The organism is Marinobacter sp. LV10R510-11A (assembly GCF_900215155.1).
Taxonomy (GTDB): Bacteria; Pseudomonadota; Gammaproteobacteria; order Pseudomonadales; family Oleiphilaceae; genus Marinobacter.
In genome coordinates this window covers 2,960,047-2,980,663 of sequence record NZ_LT907980.1, presented here as the reverse complement: position 1 = coordinate 2,980,663, position 20,617 = coordinate 2,960,047, and the positions used below count along the sequence as shown (strand labels likewise).

Below are 20,617 nucleotides of genomic sequence, written 5' to 3'. Positions count from 1 at the left end.
CACCAAGAAGTCACAAAGGATTAAAACGCGTGCCACAGGCCCTGAGTCATTTTTTTGCTTACGTTTCCCGCCTGCGCTGGATCAAACGCTGGGGGTTGATGCGTAATGCGATTGAAGAAAACGTAGCAACCCATTCCTGGGAAGTGGCCACTTTGGCCCACGCCTTAGCGCTAATTCGTAACCGGCACTTCAACGGACAGGTGAATGCCGACAGAATCGCCGCTGCAGCGCTGTACCACGATGCAACCGAAGTGATAACGGGGGATATGCCCACGCCCATAAAGTACCACTCCAAGGTCATGAGGGAGGCCTTTGGCGACATTGAGCACAAAGCCGAGGCGGAACTACTGGCTCTGCTGCCGGCGGATTTGCGAGAGGATTTTTCACCGTATCTTCGGGAATCCCAGCAGCCGGCGGAAGATCGCGAGTTGATCAAGGCGGCAGATCGGCTGTCAGCCTGGCTGAAATGTCAGGCAGAAGTGCGTGCGGGTAACCGGGAGTTTGAACCAGCTGAGAAGCAGATTCGACAAAAGCTCGTGCAGGAGGGGTTACCGGAAGTGACCTACTTTATGGAAGTGTTCGCACCCAGCTATGAACAACCGCTGGACAACCTGCTGGGCTGATCCCAGGAGGTTGTCCGTGCGTTCGTGAGGGTTAAGCGTGGCTGGCGCCGCCTACCAAGCCGCCGCGCAGGCCGTCTTTCTGCAGCGATTGGCGCACCGCATCTTCGGGGCTGCCGGCCAGTTCTCGGAACATGCCCATGGAACCCAGCAGAGCAGAAGACTCGTAGGGTACAAACACCCGCTCGCCGTCTTTCGCCATATTCGGCAATACCTTGATGTAGCTTTGCCCCAGCAGGTAGCCGATAACCGTCTGCTTGTTGTCTTCGGTATCACCTAACGCACTCAGCACCAGACGAATGGATTCTTGCTCGCCCTGTGCACGCAAAATGGCGGATTCTCTGTCGCCTTCAGCGTTGAGGATGGAAGATTCGCGCTGGCCTTGTGCCTTGGCAATAGCGGCTGTTTTCTCACCCTCGGCCTCAGTTACCGTGGCCCGGCGCTTACGCTCAGCGGCCATCTGAAGGCGCATGGCGTCTTCTACTTCTTCGGGCATGTTGATGTCTTGAACTTCCACCCGGGTGAGTTTTACACCCCACTTGGAGGCCGCGTCTTCCATTTCGGCCTGAATGGCGTTATTCACCTCGGCGCGGGATTCAAACAGTTTATCCAGCTCCATTTTGCCGACCACCGAACGCAGAGTGGTTTTGGCGAGCACTTCAACGGCCTGGCTCATATTGGCCACTTCGTAAACGGCACGGCGGGGGTCAATGATCTGGTAGTACAGAGCACCGTTGATTTTCACGGTCACGTTATCGGTGGTCACCACCGGCTGCCCCGGGAAGTCCATCACCGTTTCCCTGCGGTCGATGCGAATTTCATCGGTGGTCATCGGGTGGTATTCCTCGCCCATGCGCATGTAGCGGATCATGGTGATGGGGCGGGGCCGCTCGACAAAGGGGATGATGATGTTCACGCCGCTTTCCAGAACGCGGTTGAACGAACCCAGGCGTTCAATGACCATAACTTCCGACTGTCGGATGATTACTAGCCCTTTGGCGATGATGAAGATGCCGATGGCGACAACAATCAGGCTGATGATTAGCCCCGGTGTAATAAACGATTCCATGCTTACTGTTCCTTGAGTGTGACTGCTTGGATAATGGCAGTGGTGCCATCAAATTTTCTGAAAATGACGTCGGTTCCCGCAGGGAAATCGGTAGCCCCGGTATTGTCGTCTCTCAAGCGATAAAAGTCGCCGTTGACTTTGATACCTGTAGCGCCGTCGAAATCTCGCTTCAGTGTGTGATAGCGCTTACCTTGCTCGACGCCTGTACCAGTGGTTCCATATGCCACCCCTTTTGGGGAAAAGCATGGGCGGATCCAGCGGATAGCGATGGGCACCATCAGACCCGAGAACACGCCCATGCCGACAAGCTGCCACTCGAATGACATACCGACGAAGGCCAGTACTGCGGTAAGAGCGGCAGCAATAGCCAGCGTTAGCAGCACAAGCACGCCGGATGTCAGTTCAGCTAGGCCCAGCACGAGGGCTAGAATCAGCCAAAAATGCGTAAGACTCCATTCCATACAGAAAATCCGCAGGTTCAGGGTTTAAGAAATCCGCAAGACCAAGGCCTGCGGAGATTGGGGATTGTACCGAAAAGCCCGGGCCGAGTCAGAGTGGCCCAGGTGTCGGCAAGACAGGCATTCATAGCCATATGCGGTGCAGGTGCAGTTGTTAGAGTATCTGCTTTAACTAGCACAACACACAACAAGAGGCCTATGGCCATGAAAGATCTGAAAAACAAAGTGGTTGTTGTTACCGGAGCGGGTTCTGGTATCGGGCGAGCTCTCGCGCAAGCGCTGGCCGTGCGCGGTTGTAGGCTGGCGATCTCGGATGTTAAAACCTATAAGCTAGACGTAGGCGATAGGGACGCGGTTTTCCCGCAAGAATTTATATAGCTGACACTAGCCTGCCCGCTCAATTCCGGTATTCTTGCGGTAGAATTCCAGACCCTGCAAGGAGCTGTCTCGTTTTATGTGCGAACTACTGGCCATGAGCGCCAATACACCCACTGATCTCTGCTTCAGCTTTACCGGGCTGACCCGCAGAGGCGGCGACACCGGCCCCCACAAGGACGGCTGGGGTGTGGCTTTTTACGAGGGCAAGGGCGTGCGGGCGTTCCACGATGTGGATGCCAGTGCCAACTCGCGCATTGCCGAAGTGGTTCAGACTCACCCTATCAAAAGCGAAGTGGCGATCTGCCATATTCGCCAGGCCAATGTGGGCGAAATCTGCCTGGCCAATACCCATCCGTTTATACGGGAACTCTGGGGCCGGTACTGGGTGTTTGCCCATAACGGGCAGCTTTCTGAGTTCCGGCCATCGCTGGGGTTTTACGAGCCCGTAGGCGGCACAGACAGCGAGGCGCTGTTCTGCGATATCCTCAACCACCTGCGCAACCACTGTGATCGCAATGACGCGGTAGAAGCTATTACAGAACGCTTGGTTCAGCTTTCAAAGGCCTATGCGGGCCAGGGCATTTTCAATCTTCTGCTGAGCAACGGCGATTGGCTGTTCACCTACTGCACCACCAAAATGGCCAGTATTACCCGCCGTGCGCCCTTCGGCCCGGCAAGGCTGAAAGACGCAGACGTTATTGTGGACTTTGAGTCGGAAACCACGCCGAACGACGTCGTAAGCGTGATCGTAACCGAGCCGCTGACAAGCGATGAAGAATGGGATATCTACCAGCCAGGCGAGTGGCGGTTGTGGCGCAAGGGTATTGTGGAGGCTAAAGGTATCGCGGTGCAATGTGGGCCTGGATCTCAGTTTTAAAACGTGCGATCAGCTCGCTGTTGTCATGATCCCAAGGGTGGTAGCCCGGCTTAAAGTAGCTGAGCCAATTCGGGATCAGGCTGGAGAAGGTGCCGTTCTTTCCCCGCAGACGCCATAGGCCGCCGGCGGTATCGGCAATGGAAAAGCGTTTGGCATCATTCAGCATCATCCGGCAGGTGAAATAAGTGCTCATAACACCCAGAGCCGCCGTACTGAAGGCCAGATAGAAGGTTCGTTCAACGTAGGTGCCTCCGGCCTGCTGAAACACATCGTAAGCCACCGCCTTGTGCTCGGTTTCCTCAATGGCGTGCCATGCCCAGAGCGGGCGCATGCTCTCATGCATGCCTTCACGCACATCGTCGCGCTCCAGAAGCATATCCGCCATCATGGCCGTCATGTGTTCCAGGCGCAGGTAATCGCCAGCTGGTGACGCTTTGGTAGCTTTTTGGCTATACCTAAAACAACAGTTAGATGCTTTTCCATACCTTCAACTGGCATGCCCTGATCCCGTATATGCTGGTTTATGGCGATATGCTCCAGGGAGTGCATGGCTTCCTGTCCAATAAAACGCCGCACGTCGGCTTTCAGCTTGGGATCGCTGATCTGACCTTGAAAGGCCCGCACCGAATCCACAAAAAATTGCTCGCCTTGTGGGAAAAGCACCGACAGTGCATTCATGGTGTGGCTTAGGAAATGGCTGTTCTCCAGCCAGTACTGGGGCACTTTTTCGTTAAACTCAAACCCCATGCGCTGGGCTTTGATGTGGACGCTATCCGGGGTTTTTGATGCCCGACTGGCTGCTGTAGCGTGTTTTTCGGTGGTTTTTGTATTCAGCATGGGTCTACTCCTCACATGGGCTGATGTCATGGCTTCAGTGTGTCGGAGTCCAGCGTTGGGATGAATGCGAAAACGGGACGGCCACCATTCTAAATGGGACAAAGCGGCAGAAAAGTTGGCCAACGCGACGCGGGCCCGGGTGCAACTCGCCCCACTGTAGTGGCTGAGGGCTTCTGCTAGAGTCGTTTTGAGGCTTTCACTCAGGCAATCAGGGAAACCTATGGCGATCACCCGATCGGAAAAAGAACGGCAGATGCTGGGTTTATTCCTGGTGCCGGGCGTGTACATGCGGGTGATGGCTGAGACTGTCAGGCAGCTTGGTCACAATGACAGGTTGCTTTACGAGGGCCTGAATTTTGGCCCGGAAGATCTGAAAGCCAACGACAGCCGGGTGTTCGTTACTGATGCCATGATTATGGCCGAGCGTGCGCTGGCTCTGGCGGGTAAAGACGGCTTGAGCTTTATGCTTGCCCGGGAGCTGCGGGTAACCATTCACGGCACTCTTGGATTTGCTGCGCTAACCAGCCCTACGTTTGCCGGTTCCCTAGATTCTGTGCGCCGTTATCTTCAGTTGCGGGCGCCTTTTCTGAGCATGAGCCAGTCCGAAACTGATGATCATGTACTGGTTAAGCTGCGTACTGAGATTGACGCACCGGGCCTCTATCTGTTTTTGGCAGAAACAGTCAGCGCGACCCTTATTCTGCTTACCGAACAGTTACTAGATCGCAGCGATGCGGAAAAACGCGGATTTGGCCTTGCGGACGGCAAACTGCCGGGCGTAACCGTACGCCTTGGCGGGCCAGAACCAGCTTATTACCGCCAGTTTGCGGATCAGCTACCGGTGCGGTTCGAGTATGACCAGCCCGATGAACTGCTGATGCTCCCGAAAGCGTTGCTGGACGTGCGTATGCGGCTGGCAGATGCCGAGGCCTCCCAGATGGCCCGCGACGAGTGTGAGTTCGAGCTGCAGAAAGCTCTGAAGGAGCAAGGCGACCTCGCGATGGCTGTGCGCAATATGCTGCGCATGATGCCCGGGCCTTTGCCCTCGCTGGAAGCCATGGCAGAGCGTTTTTGCGTGTCTTCTCGAACGTTAAAGCGCCGGCTGGCGGAGAAAGAAACCAGTTACCGTGAAATTGTAGAGGCCGTTCTAAAAGACCGTGCGATTCAGTTGCTGCGCTATACCAATCAATCGGTAAGCGAGATTGGCTATGAGCTGGGTTATGGCGACCTTTCAAACTTCAGCCGTGCTTTCAGAAAGTGGACCGGTAAATCGGCCAGTGAGTTCCGCGAAGGAGGGCCTGATCCGGCTCCGGAAGTAGGGCCATAAATACAACCCTCCGGCCCGGCACCTTACTAGCAGACCTTGTGGAACCAAAGCACTGGCCCCATATTAAAAAAACCTTCGAATTTAATCGTTATCGGAACGTTTTATGGCTAATCGACAGAATACTCACAACATGCTGCTCGGATACCTTATCTGGATCTTTGGGTTTCTTGGTTCCCATCGTTTTTACTACGGAAAACCGATTACGGGAACGATCTGGTTTTTTACCTTTGGTTTGTTTTTCATCGGCTGGATTATCGATCTGTTCTTGATTCCGTCCATGGATGAGGAAGCAGACAGCCGGTTTCGTGAGGGCGAGGTCAATTACAGCATTGGTTGGTTGCTACTGACCTTTACCGGCGTTTTTGGCTTGCACAGGATGTATATGGGCAAGTGGATCACCGGGATTATTTATCTGCTGACCGGTGGCTTGTTCCTGATGGGTATTCTTTACGATTTTTGGACGCTGAATGACCAAATTTCCGAGCGTAACCGGGAAGTAACATTTAGCTGATTGCACCCTGCTCCAGCTCTACCAGCCCATCTTCCAAGTAATCCAGCATCCGCTGGAGGCTTGGTAGCGTGCGGCGACAACCGATCAGCCCGAACTCCACCTGATCGTTGTAACTGGTCAGTGTCATGTTCAGACCTAATCGATCCATGGCGATGGACACGGGGTACATGCCCTCAAGTTTGGCACCGTTCCAGTAACAGGTCTTTTTGGGTCCGGGCACGTTGGAAATCACCACGTTGAATGTCTGCCATTTTGGAGCCATGCCGGTCAGCAGGTGAAACGCCGCTGGCGCCAGCGTCAAGGCGGTGTAATTGACGATTTCTTCGGGCGACATTCGAGAGTAGCGTTCTTTCGCTTCCTGAATGCCTTGGTGAATCTTCCGCAGTCGCGTGCCTGCGTCGCTCTCATCTGTATACAGGTTGGCCAGAATAACGCCCACTTGATTGCCTTCGGCCTGGTTGTTTTCCGCTTTATCGCCGGCAGAGCTCTCATACTTACGCAGCGATACCGGAACCATAGCGATCAATGGTTTATCTGGCAGCGCATCCTGATTCATGAGGTAGGTGCGCAGAGCGCTGGCGCACATGGCCGTGACCACGTCGTTTACGGTGGCGCTATACGCATGGCAAACCGCTTTTATCCGTTTCAGACAATACGACTGGGCGGCAAAACGCCGGGAGCCGGTAATTTTCTGGTTCAGAATACTGCGCGGCGCTTGAAAGACGGAGTTGTAGGCCGGGTCTTTGCGGGCGGTGTTAACCGTGCGCAACAGCTCACGCGCCACGGTCGGCACCGTACCCAGTTGTTTTCCCGATGCTCCCAGAAAATGACTAATACTGCTCCATAGCGAAGGGCCGCTGCTGTCCTCATCCCGCCGTGGTCGTACCGATAAGTCCCAGATCGGTGGCATATTGCGCTTTGAAGGATTGGTAGACAGCATCCTTTGAGTCATCCGCATGGCAGAAATGCCATCCATCAGGGAGTGGTGTATCTTGATATAAACTGCAAATTGCCTTTCGCCCAGCCCCTCTATGAGATGAAACTCCCAAAGCGGCCGTTCCCGATCCATAAGGTGTGAGTGTTCCGCAGAGACAAAACCAAGCAATTCACGGATTCGGCCGGGCGTGGGCAGGGCCTCAAAGCGGAAGTGATGTTCTAGATCCAGATGCTTGTCCTGCACCCAGACAGGCTGCGCCAGCCGGCTGTCCAGGCGCCGGTTAAATGGCGCCGTCACCTCAGTATCGTTTCGAAGTTGCGCGGCAAGCCTGGCCACATAATCATCAGGTGCATCGTCGGGAAACGAAAAAATCTGCAGCCCGCCCACATGCATGGGTTGCTGGCGCTTCTCCAACCAGAGGAAAAGCTGATCGGTGGGGCTGAGAGGCTTCACGGTCGGCGTCCTTTTTATGGGTGTTCTGCTGATCTTAATCCATGCATTGAGAGTAGCAGCGTTTTCACGTTGCGCGCCGCAGCATTTGCATTGGCACTCGGTAACGTGTGCCCCGGGATTTACCTGTGCCATGCACGGTGCAGGTCTTGCGATTGACTCTTACAATCTCGCCCTGAAAATCCCGCAGGCCGTGATCAAAACACACTGCTTCACCCACATTCCAGCCTGCCCGCTGTTGGCTTGGGTTCGGTAACTCAAAGGTCTGCTCAGGCAATGGCATTCCGATTTGCCCCGCACGTTCTGCCAGCTCTTCTCGCACGGCGTTTGCTCCGCCATTTTCATGCAGTTCATCAAGAATCGTGTAGAAATGTCGGTTGTGAACCGAGCCACGAAATCGTTGCCCAGCACTGTGTTGCAGCAGATGCGCGAACTCGTGGCAGCAGGTGTGCGCCAATAAGTTTAGTGTGCTCAGCTCACCGTCGAAATAACCCCGCTTCAGGATCTCCCGGCTGGAGAGCCAGCCACTGGCCGTATTTGGCTGGTGTTTGGCCTGAATCATACGAAGGCCATAGGTAATCTGATGCTGTTTGTACTGCGGATCAAAGCGATGATAGGTGGCCTGACCAGAACCGACTCGGCATACCAGGGTGCTGCTGGGAACGCGGTTTTTGACCCAGGCGGCTGCCGGTTGCCAGAGAGTGCTTTGCGTAACTTCGCACATCAGTTCGCCGAGCCTACGGGCTTGATATTTAGGGTCATTCATAGCAATTAACGAGCTGCAAACCTCATAATCTGAGAAGTAGAGTTCGACAAGTTTAGCGACCAACTTACTTGATTCTTGGTATTGAGTCAGACAAAACGTCGCCAGATGAGAATAAATGGTGACAGTATGTCTGAATTTAGGCCATTAAATGCCGGACGAGACCGTCCCAGCAATTTTATCAAAATCATCTTCCGGAAAGCTGAAAATAAGGATTGAGTCAGGGTTCTCCTCACTGAATAGATAGCCGGTCACGTAGTTACGATACTTTGCTGAAAATCCTCTGAACCCTGATGAAAAGCTCAGCGATTTTGTTTCAACGGTCTCTGATTCAGAGTCGGATCTGAGTTTGCTCAGAAAGTCGGATGTTGAAGCAACATTTTCGGGTACGGGTTCAACCCTAATGAATCCGATGGCTTTTCCGTTGCGAAAGAGGGATGTGTCGTTCTCGTCGATACGCACAGCATCAAATAAAGATGATTGAACCGACACCGCGTAATCTTGACTGGGTGAAAACGATATTGGCTGGGTCGATGCACAGCCGGAGAGAATCAAAATGAGTATGACGGTTGCAATGAGCTTCATTTGTTTCAGGCGTCCTTGTCTTATCCGAGAGAGGCTTCCAGTGGGCTCCTAAATTGTAACCCACGAGTCAATTTGCAGGTAAGGCTGATTTTGACCGAGCCTCGGGCGAATGGCGCTCCAGGTGCTCACTACCAATTTCCCTTTGATAGATGGAATGAAAAAAGAGGGGCCTCAGCCCCCCTCTCTTTGACATCAAGGCGGTGAGTCTTACGCCTCGATTGGCGAACGCCAGTCGTCTGCACCGGAAGTACCGGCAACAGTGTGTTCCCAGGTTACTTTGCGATAGGACACGGAAACGGTAACCAGCTGCGTGAAGTCAGCACTGGCGGTGTCTTGGCAGTGTGGCATGTTGCAGCTGATGTCGATGATGGTGGCATCTTCTAGGATGGTAGAGAAGAAATGCTCCTGCTTACCTTCTACAGAAGTGCGGTACCACTTCAGCTCAACCTTTGGCAGCATTTCGCCCGAAGCCAGAGAGTTGTACATCAGCGGTGTGGATTTGTTCAGTGCCGATGTGAATTTGAACGGCTTGTGTACACGCTGACCGGAAGGCTGACCGGACTGGGGATCTGTAGGTACGGTGACAACGTGGCTGAATTCTTGAACCAGCACTTCGTCTTCGTGGCCTTCAACGTAGATGTTGCCTACGGAATCGGAAGTGAATGCACCAGCGGTGATGTTACCCTGGGTCTTGCCTTCGATAGAGATATAACAAGGAGTTGGCATAGTCTGCTCCGTGACGTTTGAATGAGTAAATGTCCTTGGGTCTTCCCTGGACGACAAGATATATACAAAGCCCGTGCCAGATTCATAAAGATCATATAAAACAATAAGTAAAGAGTATTTATGACAATGTTTGGCCGCGGCGGGCAAGCTTGTGCCCGGGTTTTGAGCGAGGAATTGCTGGCCGAGCGAAAATTTGCCCGGGCAGTGGATGTCAGCGCAATCGCTTGAATTGCTCTCCATAACCAGACAAACTGTCACCACATGTTGATAAGTGGTGACAGTTTGTCTGACTCAGGCTTCGCCCATAACTTCCGGGCACAGCTCCAAGTTTTGTTCCGACAGCACGGCGGCCAACTCCGTATGAGCGAGGCGCTGGCGCAGGGTGTTAGCCGTTACCAGTTCTACCAGCTTCGGGATGAGGGGCAGATTAAGCAGGTTAGTCGTGGACTCTACCGGCTGGCAGATCTACCCCTGATACAGAATCCGGATCTGGTGACAGTCGCCACTCGTTTTCCCCATGCGGTGCTGTGCCTGATATCCGCATTGGACTGGCATGGCATCACCACACAAATTCCCCATGAGGTTCACCTCGCGGTAGAGCGGGGTGCCCGTTTGCCGGTTCTTGATTATCCTCCAGTGGCCGGCTACCGGTTTTCGGGTCAGGCCTTCCGTGAAGGTATTGAGCAGGCGGAGGTCGATGGCATCACTTTGCAGGTTTACAGTCCGGAGAAAACTCTGGCGGACTGCTTCAAGTTCCGTAATCACATTGGAATGGATGTAGTGCTGGAAGCTCTCGAGCTATATCGTACCCGCAAAATTTTTAGGCCAGGCAAGCTGATGGAATACGCCCGAATCTGCAGAGTCGCCAATGTGATGGCCCCGTATGTGGAAGCCAAACTGTAAACGGAATTAGCCTAACGTGAAAGGAGATCACCGTGGCCAAGAATATCGCCGCCTCTGTGCGACAGAAACTGCTGAATAAATCCCAAGAGGAAAAGCGTCCCTTTCAGGAATTGCTTCAATACTTTGCCATGGAGCGGTTTTTATACCGACTGAGCCAGTCAACCCATAACCGTTGCTTTACGCTCAAGGGAGCGCTGATGCTTTGGGTTATACAGGGGCCAAATAGCCGTCCCACCCGAGACATTGATATGTTGGGCCAGACCAGTAATGAGCCTAGGGCTATTTTGGCTCAAGTCCGTGAGGTGATTGCTACCAAAGTCGTTGATGATGGCCTGAGCTTTGATCCGAATACGCTGAAAGCTGAGTTGATTACTGCAGATGCCGATTATCAAGGGTTGAGGGTGACGTTCACTGGAACACTTGATAAGGCGCGAGTTCCCATGCAGCTGGATATCGGCTTTGGCGACACGGTCTTTCCATTACCCTCCTGGCAAGACTTTCCAGCGTTACTGGATTTTCCCTCTGCCAGAATCCAGTGCTACACCCCGGAATCTTCGATTGCCGAGAAGTTTCAGGCGATGGTTAATCTTGGCGAACTGAACAGCCGCATGAAAGACTTTTACGATATCTGGCTGTTGTCGCGCCAGCATGTATTCACGTTGCTTGATCTGTTTGGGGCCGTGGGGCAAACCTTTCAGAATCGGGGCACCGAGCTCCCTCAAATTAGCCCCTTTTCTACTGCTTTTACGGACAGCAAGCAGCCACAATGGCAAGCCTTTCATAAGCGTCTTGGCCAGCCGCATGTGCCGCAGGCGTTCTCGGCGATTGTTGCTGCGGTGGTTACATTCCTTGCTCCTGTGATGGAGAACAAGTCTGCCGAGACCGAGCAGAAAATATGGTACCCACCCGGGCCATGGATTCGGCAGGTTGATGAATAGTTCTATTTCGAAAGGCAACATCATGCGAGCCTTATCGCTTATGTTTTCGCCCTCTATGTCAGCGCAAGCTGAATCTGACGGGCAGTGCGTAGCTGAAAGTGCTGCCGGACATATCATCCGGTACAGGAGGTAGAGGTGCAGCTTGTTCAAGCATGGAAAGAGCCGCTTTATCCAGCAGGGAGTGGCCGGATTTTGTGCGCAGGCTGTGGCCGATAAGTGAGCCGTCTCGGCGGAATTTGAAGGTTATAACCGGCGCACCTTCCTGCCCCAGCCTGCGGGCACGGCGGGGGTATTTATAAAACCGGGAAAGGTGCCTGCTGAGTTTTGCCAGGTACTCATCAACCGCTGAGGGGTTGCCAGCATTTTGCAATGGCACTGAAGATTGCGACTGGGAATCCCCGTTTTCTGGCGCCGGCTCTGGCGTCTCGCTGGCGGAAGCCTCTGGTTGAGAATTATCCGTTCGTTCTTCGGGTGTTGCTTCGGTCGTCTCAGGTTCCGCTACCGTTTCTGGCTCTGGCTCGGGCTTTGGTTTGGCTTTCTGCACAGGTTCGGGCTTTGCCTTCTCTGCAGGCGCGGGCGCTGCCTTGCCCGCAAGCGAGATTTTGATAGCCGGTGCTGTATTGACGGCGGCGTTGCCTAGCTGGTTGATCTCGATGGGTTTCTCTGGCGTGGCAGCCATGAGAATTCCCGCGCTCAATACAACGGCAATTACCAGTAGTCCGAGACGGGCAAGCCTTCCGGTATCCTTCACGTGTCAGGCTCCGTAAGCAGTAGTATTTCCTCGTAACCGCCCTTTTCCAATGTGCGTAAAAGACTTTCTAGGTCGGCCATGGAAATGCTGCTGGCGGCGGCAATTCTTAGTGGGTTCTGTGCATCTGGTTCGGGCAGCCGCTGAAGCAGGGTTTGTGCATCCAGCGTTTCGCCGCTTATTCGCCAATGGCCCCTAGCGTTGACTAACAGATCGGCATGGGGCGACTGTTGCTCGGCACTCGGAGGCGTAGCCGGCAGGTCGGGCAAGGGGTCGTCAGCAAGCTGGCCAGCCACGATGAAAAACATCAGGAGCAAGAAAACCAGATTGATGAGTGGCAGGAGTGCATCTTCTACTCGCTCCATCAAAGACTTGTCGGAGGTGGAGGGCGGTGGGATCAGTTCGGTCATGGAGCTTCTTCGGTTGCACGTTTCCAATGGGTTTGAATGCCGTTGCGGGACAGCTCACCCAGAGTGGCTGTGAACAGGCTAAGCTGGGTATCTGGTGCGGTAGTGAGGTTGACCTCAGAAACGCCTGCACTGCGGAGCTCCGGTAGCAACTGGCCGATAGGCAAAGTAAGTTCCTGCCATGTTACGTCGCCCCCTTGGGCCACCGTCAGCAATGGTAGAGGTTCGCCTGTTACCGTGCTGCGGCTTTCAGTACTGTTGGCAAGCTCCAGATGATTCACCGGCATCAGCCGGCTTGTGAGCATAAAAAACACCAGCAGGATGAACACCACATCAATCAGTGGTGTGATACGGATAGGAACGGGCCGGCTGGGCCTGGGTTCAACCAGTTGCATGGGCGAAATGCTGCTGGGAAGAGGCTTCCGGCGTCACGGTAAGCACAGACACCAACGTGCTGTTAACCACCTTATGAATGCGCCGCAACCGGAACTCAATCCAGGCCGCCAGAGCGGCAAATGGAATGGCGACCACAAGGCCAGCCGCGGTGGTGGTCAGTGCCTCGTAAATGCCGCCACTTAGCTGCGATGCGTTGGCGCGACCTTCTGTCGCAGCCATAGCGCTGAAGGCTTCCATCATGCCAAGAACGGTGCCTAGCAGGCCTAGTAGAGGTGCAAGGGCCGCGATCACTTCAATGATTTTGAGGGGGGCTTCAAAGGGTTCAAGGCCTTGCTGTGCGTCTCGTGCAGCGGTCTCGCGAACCTGTCGATTGTCTTGATTGCTTTGCAGTGACTCAATGGTGTTGGTTACCACATTTTGCAGAGGGTTTAGTTTTCCCCAACGGTTAGCCTGCTGACGAATGACTTGTGGGTTCACGCCGGCGGGGTTCTGTTGCCAAAGCGTAATAATGCTTTTAAGTTTTCTGGACAACCTGGGTGCATAAAGCGCGCCTAGGAGTATCAGGTAGATAAACGTGACGAGGCCCAGAACCGCCATTACAAGCAGCACCGTCATCACTGGGCCGCCCATGACTAGCAGTTGGTTAAGGGGGCCATCTGTCAGCGTGGAGCTGAAGGGTGCCAAGAAATCGCTCATGCGAGATATCGCTCTTACTGAGGTGTGATACAAATCATAACGATTATCATTGTGTTTGCAAGTATGTAAGCTGTTGCATCACCACGCTCTGATAGAATTCATGTCGTTGCTAAACGCATTCTTGAACGATATGACCGAATACGGAGGCTGTACCATTCACATAGAATTCTTGCAGTGCGGAGTGGCTCTGCGGTGCTGATTAGTCGATGGTTAGGTAGCCTCGTTAACCGGGCGGTGCTTCTGGTAGTGGGTGTCGTTGTTCTGACAGCGCTGCTGGTTGCATTCGCGGGTACGCTCATTAGCCGGTCGGAGCTCGAACAGCAGGCGGCAAATCAGGTGACCACTATTTGCCCAGCTGGTTGCAGGAGAGCTAGACGACAAGCTGTCGCAGCGCCTCGACGCACTCAGCCATGTCGCGCAAGGGTTCACTATGAGCGAGACGGCTTTTCAGGTGCGGGCGAAAGTATTGATGCGCTGCCAGACCGCATTGCAGCACTTGTTTGATGGCCTCTATCTGATCGATGCGAAAGGCAACATTGTTGCCGAGTCCCCCGAGGCTTTGAATATGATCGGGATGGATGTTAGTAGCCGTTCATACTTCCAGCAGGCCTCCGGGCAACTGATCCCGTTTATTAGCGAACCCTACCGATCAAACAACGAAGGCAAACCCGCAGTGATGGTGACCGCGCCCGTGTTCGATCACCAGAAGCGTTTTATCGGGATGCTCGGGGGTGCGATTTCGCTTGCGGGCAAGCACCTTATGGAAGGATTTTCCGGTATTCGCATTGGTAAAACCGGGTATCTGGCCGTCGTAGCTCGCAACGGCATCATGCTTGCTCATGGCCGCACGGGCGAAGTCATGCGGCCGTTAAAGGGCATTACCCCGATGCTTCAGAGCGCCATGGATGGTTTTGAGGGTACCGCCCAGAGCCGCGATAGCGACGGTGATCCCGTTATTTTGTCGGTGCAGCAAATGTCTGAGATGCCCTGGTTTGTGGCAGCTGTTTGGCCTGCCCGTGAAGCCTATGCTCCCGTTACTCGCATGAAAGACGCATTTCTTTGGATTCTGTTGGCAGTGATCTTGCTGATTGTGCCCTTGGCCCTGTGGCGCTTCCGGCGCTTGATGGCACCGCTGCACGAATTGGGGCAACAAGTACACGAACGTCACTTGGGTGTGCGAAGCAACCCCGTGGGTGGCTCCGGTGGCTCGGAGATCCGCCAGGTAGCAGATATATTCAACATGGTGATGGACGAGCGCGACGATGTTATGAGCTCTCTGGCCGACCTTAGCGGCACGCATTTGTTCGACTGTGTCTCGGATGATGATCGTGGTGCTGTTATTAATGGCTGGCAGCAAGCCCTTGAGCGGCAGGACGTATTCCGCGACCGCTTGCGATTGCAGGGGCTGAATGCTAGCACCCCGGTTTGGTGCCAGGTAATGACAGCGTCTCTTGAAACCCCAGAAAAGGTTATGGGCACCATTACGGTTGTGCGGGCTAAGACCCTTGCCGAGCGTATCCGCGCCGGTGTTGAGTCTCTCAAGGTAGAACAGAACGGCCGAATGTTTGGCGTTACGGCGAGTATCGGTATGACTGAGCTGATTGTTGCGGACAAGGAACCCAAAGAGGTGGGCGCCCGGGCAGACGAAGGTACCTACGCTGCGAAATCCGAAGGCCGCAACCGGGTTGTGGTAATGCCTGCACCATAGCGATAACACGCCAGGGCTTTATCGGGTCAGGGCTGCTTTCCTGCGCAGAACTCCGTGGATTCGAGCTTGGCCGTTCGACACAGTGCCTCGGTTGCCAGTTGCACGTCGGCAACGTAATACAGTGAGGCCAGCCCCAGCCTGTCTCGGCCTAAATTATGAAACACCATGCCAAAGGCGATGTCGCCCGCGGTAAACCGCTCGTGATTCGATGCAAAATAGTCTGCTGGCTTAGCCAGTATCTCGTCATCCAAAAGCGCCTGAACGCGGCCAGCGCCCCCGTGGTATGCCTGAACCAGCAAGAGTAAGAATAGCGCGTCGCGTTTGCTTTCTGGCAAGTGGCCAAATCTCTCGTCAAAGACCGGCTGCAGGTTGCGGGCATTCTGGTGCATTAGGCGTAACGCGCAATCGATCTGCGCCAGCCGGTGCCAATAGTTTTGTGGCTTGATTTGGCAATCTTTCAGAGCAGAGGGTGAAAGCTGGAGAATGCCCTTGGCATCTGCTCGTGAGTGCGCTCGTGCCTGTCCGCCGCTTTCAATCAAAATTTGTCCGGCCAGATAGTTAGGCAAAACGGCGGGTAGTTTAAAGCGGTTTTGCTCGCTGCGGCGCTGCACGATATACATCAGTGCATCGTGCAGAGAGCCAGGCTGGTCACGGGTTGCGAAAGAGAGGTCGTCCCAGGCACCCCATACACGATCTTTGGTACGGGCGCCCAGATAGCGGCCAACAGCAAGGTCTAGGTTTACATGGGGTTGGTCACAGGCCAAGGCGAACGGATAGCCCTTGGTGTTTGCATCACCGGCAACCCACTCCTCGGTGAGTCCTTTTTTGTGTAGCGACTGGCGAGTATCGTTTAGGCGCTTTTGGGTTTCTGCACTGTCGTCGCCGTTGCTGATCCAGCCCAAGAACTGCCCGCGCATGTCGAACAGAATGTGGCGGTCGGTGCTTGAGCAATAACCGGATTCCTTCAGAACCCAGCGACGGATGGTGAGAATGTTCGTGTAAACGCCCTGGCTGACCCAGTAAGGAGAGCTCCTCACAATGGCAGTCCAACCGGTGGTGTCAGCACCTTCACCCCCAGCCTGATCCTCTTCAGCGAGCACAGGTGCTTGCGCCAATGTTGTCAGGATGAAAATCAGGGCAAGCTGACGTAAGCTTGCAAATCTTGAGTTCATAAACGATGTGTCCGTGGCATTCTGGGCACCACAATAACAAATGGACGCCATTATGAAGCAATCTGAGTATCTTCGTTACGACGCCACCGCGCTGGCGGATTTAATACGCCGTGGCGAAGTAACCTCCAGAGAAGTATGCGAGGCCGCAGTGGAACGGGCAAGCTCTGTGAACGGCTCCCTCAATGCCATCTGCTTTCCCCAGTTTTCCGAAGCTCTGGCGCAGCGTTTTCCTGAGCAAGGGGTGTTCGCCGGTGTCCCATTGTTGCTCAAAGATCTCGCGCAGGAGCAGGCGGACCGGCCGTGCACCTACGGTAGCCGCGGTTTTAGAAATAACATTGCGCCACAAGATTCAGAGTTTGTGCGTCGGGCCCGTGCGGGTGGGTTGGTGTTTTTAGGGCGAACCGCAACGCCGGAATTCGGCCTTAAGGCAGTTACCGAATCCGAGTTGTGGGGGGCTTCCCGCAACCCTTGGAACACCAAACTCACTCCCGGGGGCTCAAGTGGCGGCTCTGGCGCCGCAGCCGCAGCGGGCATTGTGCCTATGGCCGGCGCCAACGATGGCGGTGGCTCGATTCGCATACCTGCAGCCTACAACGGGCTGTTTGGGCTCAAGCCATCTCGCGGGCGCGTCTCCAGCGGCCCCTTGATGGGCGAAACCTGGACTGGCGCGTCTTCGGACCACGTGGTTACCCGCACCGTACGCGACAGTGCTGCCATGCTAGATGTGCTCAGTGGCCCTGCCTCTGGCGATCCATTTATTATTCCCGCCCCCGGTGCCGCCTATGCTGATTTAATGCAAAAGTCGCCCGGCAGCCTAAAAATTGGCGTGTTCACCGCGTCCCCTTACGACACAGAGGTGGCTCCCGAATGCGTTGCAGCCGTTGAGGAAACGGCGCGGATTCTGGAAAACCTGGGGCACAAGGTTGAGTATGCCCGGCCGGAATTCGATGGCATGGCGCTGGCAAGTTGCTACCTTGGGCTTTATTTTGGTGAAGTGTCCGCCATGATGGCGAAAGCCAAAGAGCAGCTTGGTGCATCTGATAGTGATTTTGAGTTGGATACCCGGCTGATGGGTATGTTGGGTAATACCATGCCACTGTCCGACTACGTGCTTCGGCGCCAGCAGTGGAATGAATTCGCCCGGGCTCTGGGTGCATTTTTTAGTGGATACGATCTTTACCTCTGCCCCACAACCGGCCAGTTGCCGGCCCGTATCGGTGAGCTGGAGACCCCGGGGCACCTGAAACTGGCGGCAAAACTGATGCTGACACTTAAAGCCGGGAAAATGCTGCACCGCAGTGGCCAGGTGGATCAGATGGCTATGGAGAGCCTTGCCCGCACGCCGTTCACTCAGCTTGCCAACCTCACGGGAACGCCGGCCATGTCTGTGCCCATGCACTGGACGGCCGAGGGGCTGCCCGTAGGCGTGCAACTAGGCGCACCCCATGGTGGTGAAGATGTGTTGTTGCAACTGGCGGCCCAGCTTGAAGAGGCTGCGCCCTGGTTTGGCTATTACGAGCGGCTTGAAAATGCTTTTCCCGCTGCAGGCTTGTGATCCGTTGATCGAAACCCCACGTTTATCTTTGTGCCCGTAACAGGCTATGCTGTGTGTCAGGGAGACCATCTTCCTGATACATCCTGATGGCATCGAGGAGGCGAGCGTATTATGAACCAACCGATGGCAATCGACGAACTGGTATCAGTAGCACAGGCAGAAGCCATGGGGGAGCTAGACGCCCCGATGATGGCGATTGTTTTGTCCAGCGAACAAAGCTATGACCTGCCCATCAACTCACTTGAAACCGATGCCGACAAGGCACGCTGGGGACTGATTCTCCGCGCTGCCCGCGAGCATGTTGAAGCGGATGCCGTGGCGGTTCTGTACCCCGCCTGGACAACCATTCGCCATAAAAATACGGAAAAAACAGAAGAAAGTAGCGATACAAAAGAAGGTGCTCTTGAGGCTTCGGCAGATGATGATGCCGAGCATGAATCAAACGAGCCGATAGACACGTTGTTTGTACAACTGCATACCCGGGATCACGTGTACTGGCGTGGATTTGAACAGATCCGGGATCCGAAGCATCAGCGCATCATCGGCTTTCGCCGTATCAAGGCGCTGTCTACGGATTACAAGCGCGATGAAGAGCCTTCGATTGCATCCTGGCTCAGCACACTGTTTGAGCCCCTACCGGAGCATGGTGAAGAGAGTGACGTGGATCTTGAACTTTCCGATCTTCTGGAAGAACCCGAAGTAAGTGCGGCATTGTATCCACGGCAATTACGAGCGATGCACTAGGCTTGCCGGTCGCGGTCAGTATTAAGGTGTGTGGGGGAAACCCGGATTCGGGTTTGGCAAGCGAATAGTCTATAATCGCCGGCTTTAATACTGCACCCACAAGGCGCTGACCGTGATTGTATTTAACCAGGTACAGAAGTCGTATCAGGTGGGCGGCCGGGCGATCCCCGCGCTCCACCCTACTGATATGACCATTGAAACCGGCGAGGTGTTCGGCATTGTTGGGCATTCCGGGGCCGGGAAATCTACCCTGGTGCGCCTGATCAACCTGCTGGAGCCAGCCACTGACGGCGATATTCTGGTTGATAACGAGAATATCACCCAGTACAGCGCCGCAGAGCTGCGAGCCTTCCGTCGTAAAGTCGGCATGATTTTCCAGCACTTTAACCTGCTGTCCTCCAAAACGGCCGCAGACAACATTGCCTTCCCGATGAAGCTTGCGGGCATTTATTCCAAAGCGGAAATTCGGGATCGTGTGCAGGAATTACTGGCCCGCGTTAGCCTTATGGATCAGGCCGATAAATACCCTTCTCAGTTATCCGGTGGCCAAAAGCAGCGAGTTGGTATTGCCCGCGCACTGGCCTGCAGGCCCACGATTCTTCTGTGTGATGAAGCCACTAGCGCACTGGATCCGCAAACCACCCAGTCTGTGCTCCGCTTGCTGGCGGAGATTAATAAAGAGCTGGGCCTCACCATTGTACTCATCACCCACGAGATGGACGTGGTACGCCGTGTGTGTGACCGGGTTGCCGTGATGGACGGTGGCCGTGTGGTGGAAATGGGGTTGGTTAGCGACGTATTCCTGCACCCACAGCACCCCACCACCCGGGAATTCGTGTTTGAAAGCGAGAATGTTGATAGCCAAAGTCGGCAAGAAGATCTGCAAAAGGCCAAAGGCCGTATTTTGCGCCTGACGTTCAAGGGTGAATCCACCTATCAGCCGCTGTTGGGCAGCGTAGCTCGCGCCTCCGGCGTAGATTTCAGCATCCTCTCTGGCCGCATTGATCACATCAAGGATACGCCCTACGGCCAGCTGACGCTGTCTTTGGTAGGCGGCGATCTAGCGGTGGCTATGGGCGCACTAGAAGCGGCCGATGTTCACGTGGAGGTGTTGCGCTGATGGAAGCCTTACTGAGTAATGTGGACTGGCCAGAGATTGGCATAGCGAGCTGGGATACCCTGATAATGGTCGGCATGTCGCTGCTGTTCAGTGTGCTGGCTGGCCTGCCGATAGGCGTGTTGCTGTTTTTGACGGGTAAACGCCAGCTGCTGGAGCAGCCGGTCGCCTATGCAGTGCTGTCGTTTGTGGTGAACGTATTACGCTCCGTGCCGTTTATTATCCTGCTGATTGTGATGATACCGTTTACCGTGATGCTTATTGGTACGTCTCTCGGCGTGGCGGGTGCTATCCCGCCGCTGGTTGCAGGCGGTGCGCCGTTCTTTGCCCGGCTGGTGGAAACATCCCTGCGGGAGGTCGACCGGGGTATCATCGAAGCAACGCAAGCCATGGGAGCCAGCGTGCGGCAGATCGTTTTCGGTGCCTTGCTGCCAGAAGCGCTTCCGGGCATTATCGCGGGTATTACGGTAACCGCGATTACGCTGGTGTCTTATGCCGCCATGTCTGGCGTTATCGGTGGTGGCGGCTTAGGTGACTTGGCGATTCGTTTTGGTTACCAGCGTTTTCAGACCGATGTAATGGTGATTACCGTGGCCTTGCTGGTGATTTTCGTGCAGGTGCTGCAGATGATTGGTGATCGATTGGTTCTGCATTTCAGCCGGAAGTAATTTGATCCAAAGTAAATATCAGTTAAC

Annotated in this window: 23 protein-coding genes and 2 pseudogenes; 12 read left to right on the top strand and 13 right to left on the bottom strand. The window is 54.6% G+C overall.

What is annotated here, in order from left to right; translation table 11 throughout:
• Positions 1–29 precede the first annotated feature (29 nt).
• A complete protein-coding gene (gene yfbR / locus CPH80_RS14315) occupies positions 30–623 on the top strand; it encodes a 5'-deoxynucleotidase (RefSeq protein ID WP_096278820.1) in 594 nt (197 codons plus the stop codon).
• 31 nt (positions 624–654) lie between these two features.
• On the opposite strand, the gene CPH80_RS14310 is transcribed toward yfbR, so the two are convergent.
• Both CPH80_RS14310 and CPH80_RS14305 read right to left on the bottom strand, forming a co-directional pair.
• Positions 655–1,689: an SPFH domain-containing protein gene (locus CPH80_RS14310; RefSeq protein ID WP_096278818.1), complete on the bottom strand. Its 1,035-nt coding sequence runs from the start codon at positions 1,687–1,689 to the stop codon at positions 655–657.
• Positions 1,690–1,691: 2 nt separating this feature from the next.
• On the bottom strand, positions 1,692–2,150 hold the full coding sequence (locus tag CPH80_RS14305) for an NfeD family protein (RefSeq protein WP_096278816.1): 459 nt from the start codon (positions 2,148–2,150) through the stop codon (positions 1,692–1,694).
• Positions 2,151–2,351: 201 nt separating this feature from the next.
• Between CPH80_RS14305 and CPH80_RS14300 the strand changes: the two are divergent.
• Both CPH80_RS14300 and CPH80_RS14295 read left to right on the top strand, forming a co-directional pair.
• A pseudogene (locus CPH80_RS14300) lies at positions 2,352–2,507 on the top strand (SDR family NAD(P)-dependent oxidoreductase); the annotation flags it as partial.
• Between the two features lie 94 nt (positions 2,508–2,601).
• Positions 2,602–3,402: a class II glutamine amidotransferase gene (locus CPH80_RS14295; protein WP_096278814.1), complete on the top strand. Its 801-nt coding sequence runs from the start codon at positions 2,602–2,604 to the stop codon at positions 3,400–3,402.
• On the opposite strand, the pseudogene CPH80_RS14290 reads toward CPH80_RS14295, so the two are convergent.
• Positions 3,359–4,149: pseudogene (locus CPH80_RS14290) on the bottom strand (metal-dependent hydrolase). The gene CPH80_RS14295 and the pseudogene CPH80_RS14290 overlap by 44 nt on opposite strands.
• Before the next feature lie 310 nt (positions 4,150–4,459).
• On the opposite strand from CPH80_RS14290, the gene CPH80_RS14285 reads away from it, so the two are divergent.
• Positions 4,460–5,566 (top strand): helix-turn-helix domain-containing protein, encoded by a 1,107-nt coding sequence (locus CPH80_RS14285; protein WP_096278812.1) that lies wholly within the window; start codon positions 4,460–4,462, stop codon positions 5,564–5,566.
• A gap of 103 nt (positions 5,567–5,669) precedes the next feature.
• The gene (locus CPH80_RS14280; RefSeq protein ID WP_096278810.1) at positions 5,670–6,077 is read left to right on the top strand and encodes an NINE protein; all 408 of its coding nucleotides are present in this window, start codon (positions 5,670–5,672) and stop codon (positions 6,075–6,077) included.
• Here the strand turns inward: CPH80_RS14280 and CPH80_RS14275 are convergent.
• The 4 genes from CPH80_RS14275 to CPH80_RS14260 form a co-directional block, all read right to left on the bottom strand.
• On the bottom strand, positions 6,070–7,467 hold the full coding sequence (locus CPH80_RS14275) for a WS/DGAT/MGAT family O-acyltransferase (RefSeq protein WP_096278808.1): 1,398 nt from the start codon (positions 7,465–7,467) through the stop codon (positions 6,070–6,072). The genes CPH80_RS14280 and CPH80_RS14275 overlap by 8 nt on opposite strands.
• A gap of 64 nt (positions 7,468–7,531) precedes the next feature.
• Entirely contained in the window at positions 7,532–8,188 is a 657-nt protein-coding gene (locus CPH80_RS14270) for a hypothetical protein (RefSeq protein ID WP_227520173.1), read from the bottom strand.
• Between the two features lie 186 nt (positions 8,189–8,374).
• Positions 8,375–8,812 (bottom strand): hypothetical protein, encoded by a 438-nt coding sequence (locus tag CPH80_RS14265; protein WP_096278806.1) that lies wholly within the window; start codon positions 8,810–8,812, stop codon positions 8,375–8,377.
• 207 nt (positions 8,813–9,019) lie between these two features.
• Positions 9,020–9,538, bottom strand: coding sequence for an Hcp family type VI secretion system effector (locus CPH80_RS14260; RefSeq protein ID WP_096278804.1), 519 nt, complete (start codon positions 9,536–9,538; stop codon positions 9,020–9,022).
• Positions 9,539–9,820: 282 nt separating this feature from the next.
• On the opposite strand from CPH80_RS14260, the gene CPH80_RS14255 reads away from it, so the two are divergent.
• Together CPH80_RS14255 and CPH80_RS14250 are read left to right on the top strand one after the other, a co-directional pair.
• A complete protein-coding gene (locus tag CPH80_RS14255; RefSeq protein WP_227520172.1) occupies positions 9,821–10,441 on the top strand; it encodes a type IV toxin-antitoxin system AbiEi family antitoxin domain-containing protein in 621 nt (206 codons plus the stop codon).
• A 32-nt stretch (positions 10,442–10,473) separates the two neighbouring features.
• Positions 10,474–11,379 carry a nucleotidyl transferase AbiEii/AbiGii toxin family protein gene (locus CPH80_RS14250; RefSeq protein WP_096278800.1) on the top strand — a complete coding sequence of 302 codons (906 nt, stop codon included), beginning with the start codon at positions 10,474–10,476 and terminating at the stop codon, positions 11,377–11,379.
• A 58-nt stretch (positions 11,380–11,437) separates the two neighbouring features.
• Here the strand turns inward: CPH80_RS14250 and CPH80_RS14245 are convergent, their stop codons facing one another.
• From CPH80_RS14245 to CPH80_RS22565, 5 genes are all read right to left on the bottom strand, one after another.
• Complete coding sequence (locus tag CPH80_RS14245) at positions 11,438–12,130, bottom strand: TonB family protein (protein ID WP_227520171.1); 693 nt, start codon at positions 12,128–12,130, stop codon at positions 11,438–11,440.
• Positions 12,127–12,537 (bottom strand): ExbD/TolR family protein, encoded by a 411-nt coding sequence (locus tag CPH80_RS14240; RefSeq protein ID WP_096278798.1) that lies wholly within the window; start codon positions 12,535–12,537, stop codon positions 12,127–12,129. Before CPH80_RS14240 ends, CPH80_RS14245 begins: the two co-directional genes overlap by 4 nt.
• Positions 12,534–12,929: an ExbD/TolR family protein gene (locus CPH80_RS14235; protein ID WP_096278796.1), complete on the bottom strand. Its 396-nt coding sequence runs from the start codon at positions 12,927–12,929 to the stop codon at positions 12,534–12,536. Before CPH80_RS14235 ends, CPH80_RS14240 begins: the two co-directional genes overlap by 4 nt.
• A complete protein-coding gene (locus CPH80_RS14230) occupies positions 12,916–13,626 on the bottom strand; it encodes a MotA/TolQ/ExbB proton channel family protein (protein WP_096278794.1) in 711 nt (236 codons plus the stop codon). Before CPH80_RS14230 ends, CPH80_RS14235 begins: the two co-directional genes overlap by 14 nt.
• A 210-nt stretch (positions 13,627–13,836) precedes the next feature.
• Positions 13,837–14,007 (bottom strand): hypothetical protein, encoded by a 171-nt coding sequence (locus CPH80_RS22565; RefSeq protein ID WP_227520170.1) that lies wholly within the window; start codon positions 14,005–14,007, stop codon positions 13,837–13,839.
• Positions 14,008–14,056: 49 nt separating this feature from the next.
• Between CPH80_RS22565 and CPH80_RS14225 the strand changes: the two genes are divergently transcribed.
• The gene (locus tag CPH80_RS14225; RefSeq protein ID WP_227520169.1) at positions 14,057–15,334 is read left to right on the top strand and encodes a cache domain-containing protein; all 1,278 of its coding nucleotides are present in this window, start codon (positions 14,057–14,059) and stop codon (positions 15,332–15,334) included.
• Positions 15,335–15,360: 26 nt separating this feature from the next.
• Here the strand turns inward: CPH80_RS14225 and CPH80_RS14220 are convergent, their stop codons facing one another.
• On the bottom strand, positions 15,361–16,506 hold the full coding sequence (locus CPH80_RS14220) for a transglycosylase SLT domain-containing protein (protein WP_096278792.1): 1,146 nt from the start codon (positions 16,504–16,506) through the stop codon (positions 15,361–15,363).
• Between the two features lie 52 nt (positions 16,507–16,558).
• Here CPH80_RS14220 and CPH80_RS14215 point away from each other — a divergent pair, with 52 nt between their 5' ends.
• The 4 genes from CPH80_RS14215 (at position 16,559) to CPH80_RS14200 (ending at position 20,590) form a co-directional block, all read left to right on the top strand.
• On the top strand, positions 16,559–18,061 hold the full coding sequence (locus CPH80_RS14215; RefSeq protein WP_172898607.1) for an amidase: 1,503 nt from the start codon (positions 16,559–16,561) through the stop codon (positions 18,059–18,061).
• A 111-nt stretch (positions 18,062–18,172) separates the two neighbouring features.
• Positions 18,173–18,805 carry a hypothetical protein gene (locus CPH80_RS14210; protein ID WP_096278788.1) on the top strand — a complete coding sequence of 211 codons (633 nt, stop codon included), beginning with the start codon at positions 18,173–18,175 and terminating at the stop codon, positions 18,803–18,805.
• Positions 18,806–18,917: 112 nt separating this feature from the next.
• Entirely contained in the window at positions 18,918–19,925 is a 1,008-nt protein-coding gene (locus CPH80_RS14205; RefSeq protein WP_096278786.1) for a methionine ABC transporter ATP-binding protein, read from the top strand.
• A complete protein-coding gene (locus CPH80_RS14200) occupies positions 19,925–20,590 on the top strand; it encodes a methionine ABC transporter permease (protein ID WP_096278784.1) in 666 nt (221 codons plus the stop codon). Before CPH80_RS14205 ends, CPH80_RS14200 begins: the two co-directional genes overlap by 1 nt.
• The last annotated feature ends 27 nt before the right edge of the window (positions 20,591–20,617 follow it).

Coding starts and splice junctions, on each gene's coding strand:
- CPH80_RS14310 (WP_096278818.1), bottom strand. CDS start 1,689: ATGGAATCGTTTATTACACCGGGGCTAATCATCAGCCTGATTGTTGTC.
- CPH80_RS14305 (WP_096278816.1), bottom strand. CDS start 2,150: ATGGAATGGAGTCTTACGCATTTTTGGCTGATTCTAGCCCTCGTGCTG.
- CPH80_RS14295 (WP_096278814.1), top strand. CDS start 2,602: ATGTGCGAACTACTGGCCATGAGCGCCAATACACCCACTGATCTCTGC.
- CPH80_RS14285 (WP_096278812.1), top strand. CDS start 4,460: ATGGCGATCACCCGATCGGAAAAAGAACGGCAGATGCTGGGTTTATTC.
- CPH80_RS14280 (WP_096278810.1), top strand. CDS start 5,670: ATGGCTAATCGACAGAATACTCACAACATGCTGCTCGGATACCTTATC.
- CPH80_RS14270 (WP_227520173.1), bottom strand. CDS start 8,188: ATGTGCGAAGTTACGCAAAGCACTCTCTGGCAACCGGCAGCCGCCTGG.
- CPH80_RS14265 (WP_096278806.1), bottom strand. CDS start 8,812: ATGAAGCTCATTGCAACCGTCATACTCATTTTGATTCTCTCCGGCTGT.
- CPH80_RS14260 (WP_096278804.1), bottom strand. CDS start 9,538: ATGCCAACTCCTTGTTATATCTCTATCGAAGGCAAGACCCAGGGTAAC.
- CPH80_RS14240 (WP_096278798.1), bottom strand. CDS start 12,537: ATGACCGAACTGATCCCACCGCCCTCCACCTCCGACAAGTCTTTGATG.
- CPH80_RS14235 (WP_096278796.1), bottom strand. CDS start 12,929: ATGCAACTGGTTGAACCCAGGCCCAGCCGGCCCGTTCCTATCCGTATC.
- CPH80_RS14230 (WP_096278794.1), bottom strand. CDS start 13,626: ATGAGCGATTTCTTGGCACCCTTCAGCTCCACGCTGACAGATGGCCCC.
- CPH80_RS14225 (WP_227520169.1), top strand. CDS start 14,057: ATGAGCGAGACGGCTTTTCAGGTGCGGGCGAAAGTATTGATGCGCTGC.
- CPH80_RS14220 (WP_096278792.1), bottom strand. CDS start 16,506: ATGAACTCAAGATTTGCAAGCTTACGTCAGCTTGCCCTGATTTTCATC.
- CPH80_RS14215 (WP_172898607.1), top strand. CDS start 16,559: ATGAAGCAATCTGAGTATCTTCGTTACGACGCCACCGCGCTGGCGGAT.
- CPH80_RS14210 (WP_096278788.1), top strand. CDS start 18,173: ATGAACCAACCGATGGCAATCGACGAACTGGTATCAGTAGCACAGGCA.
- CPH80_RS14200 (WP_096278784.1), top strand. CDS start 19,925: ATGGAAGCCTTACTGAGTAATGTGGACTGGCCAGAGATTGGCATAGCG.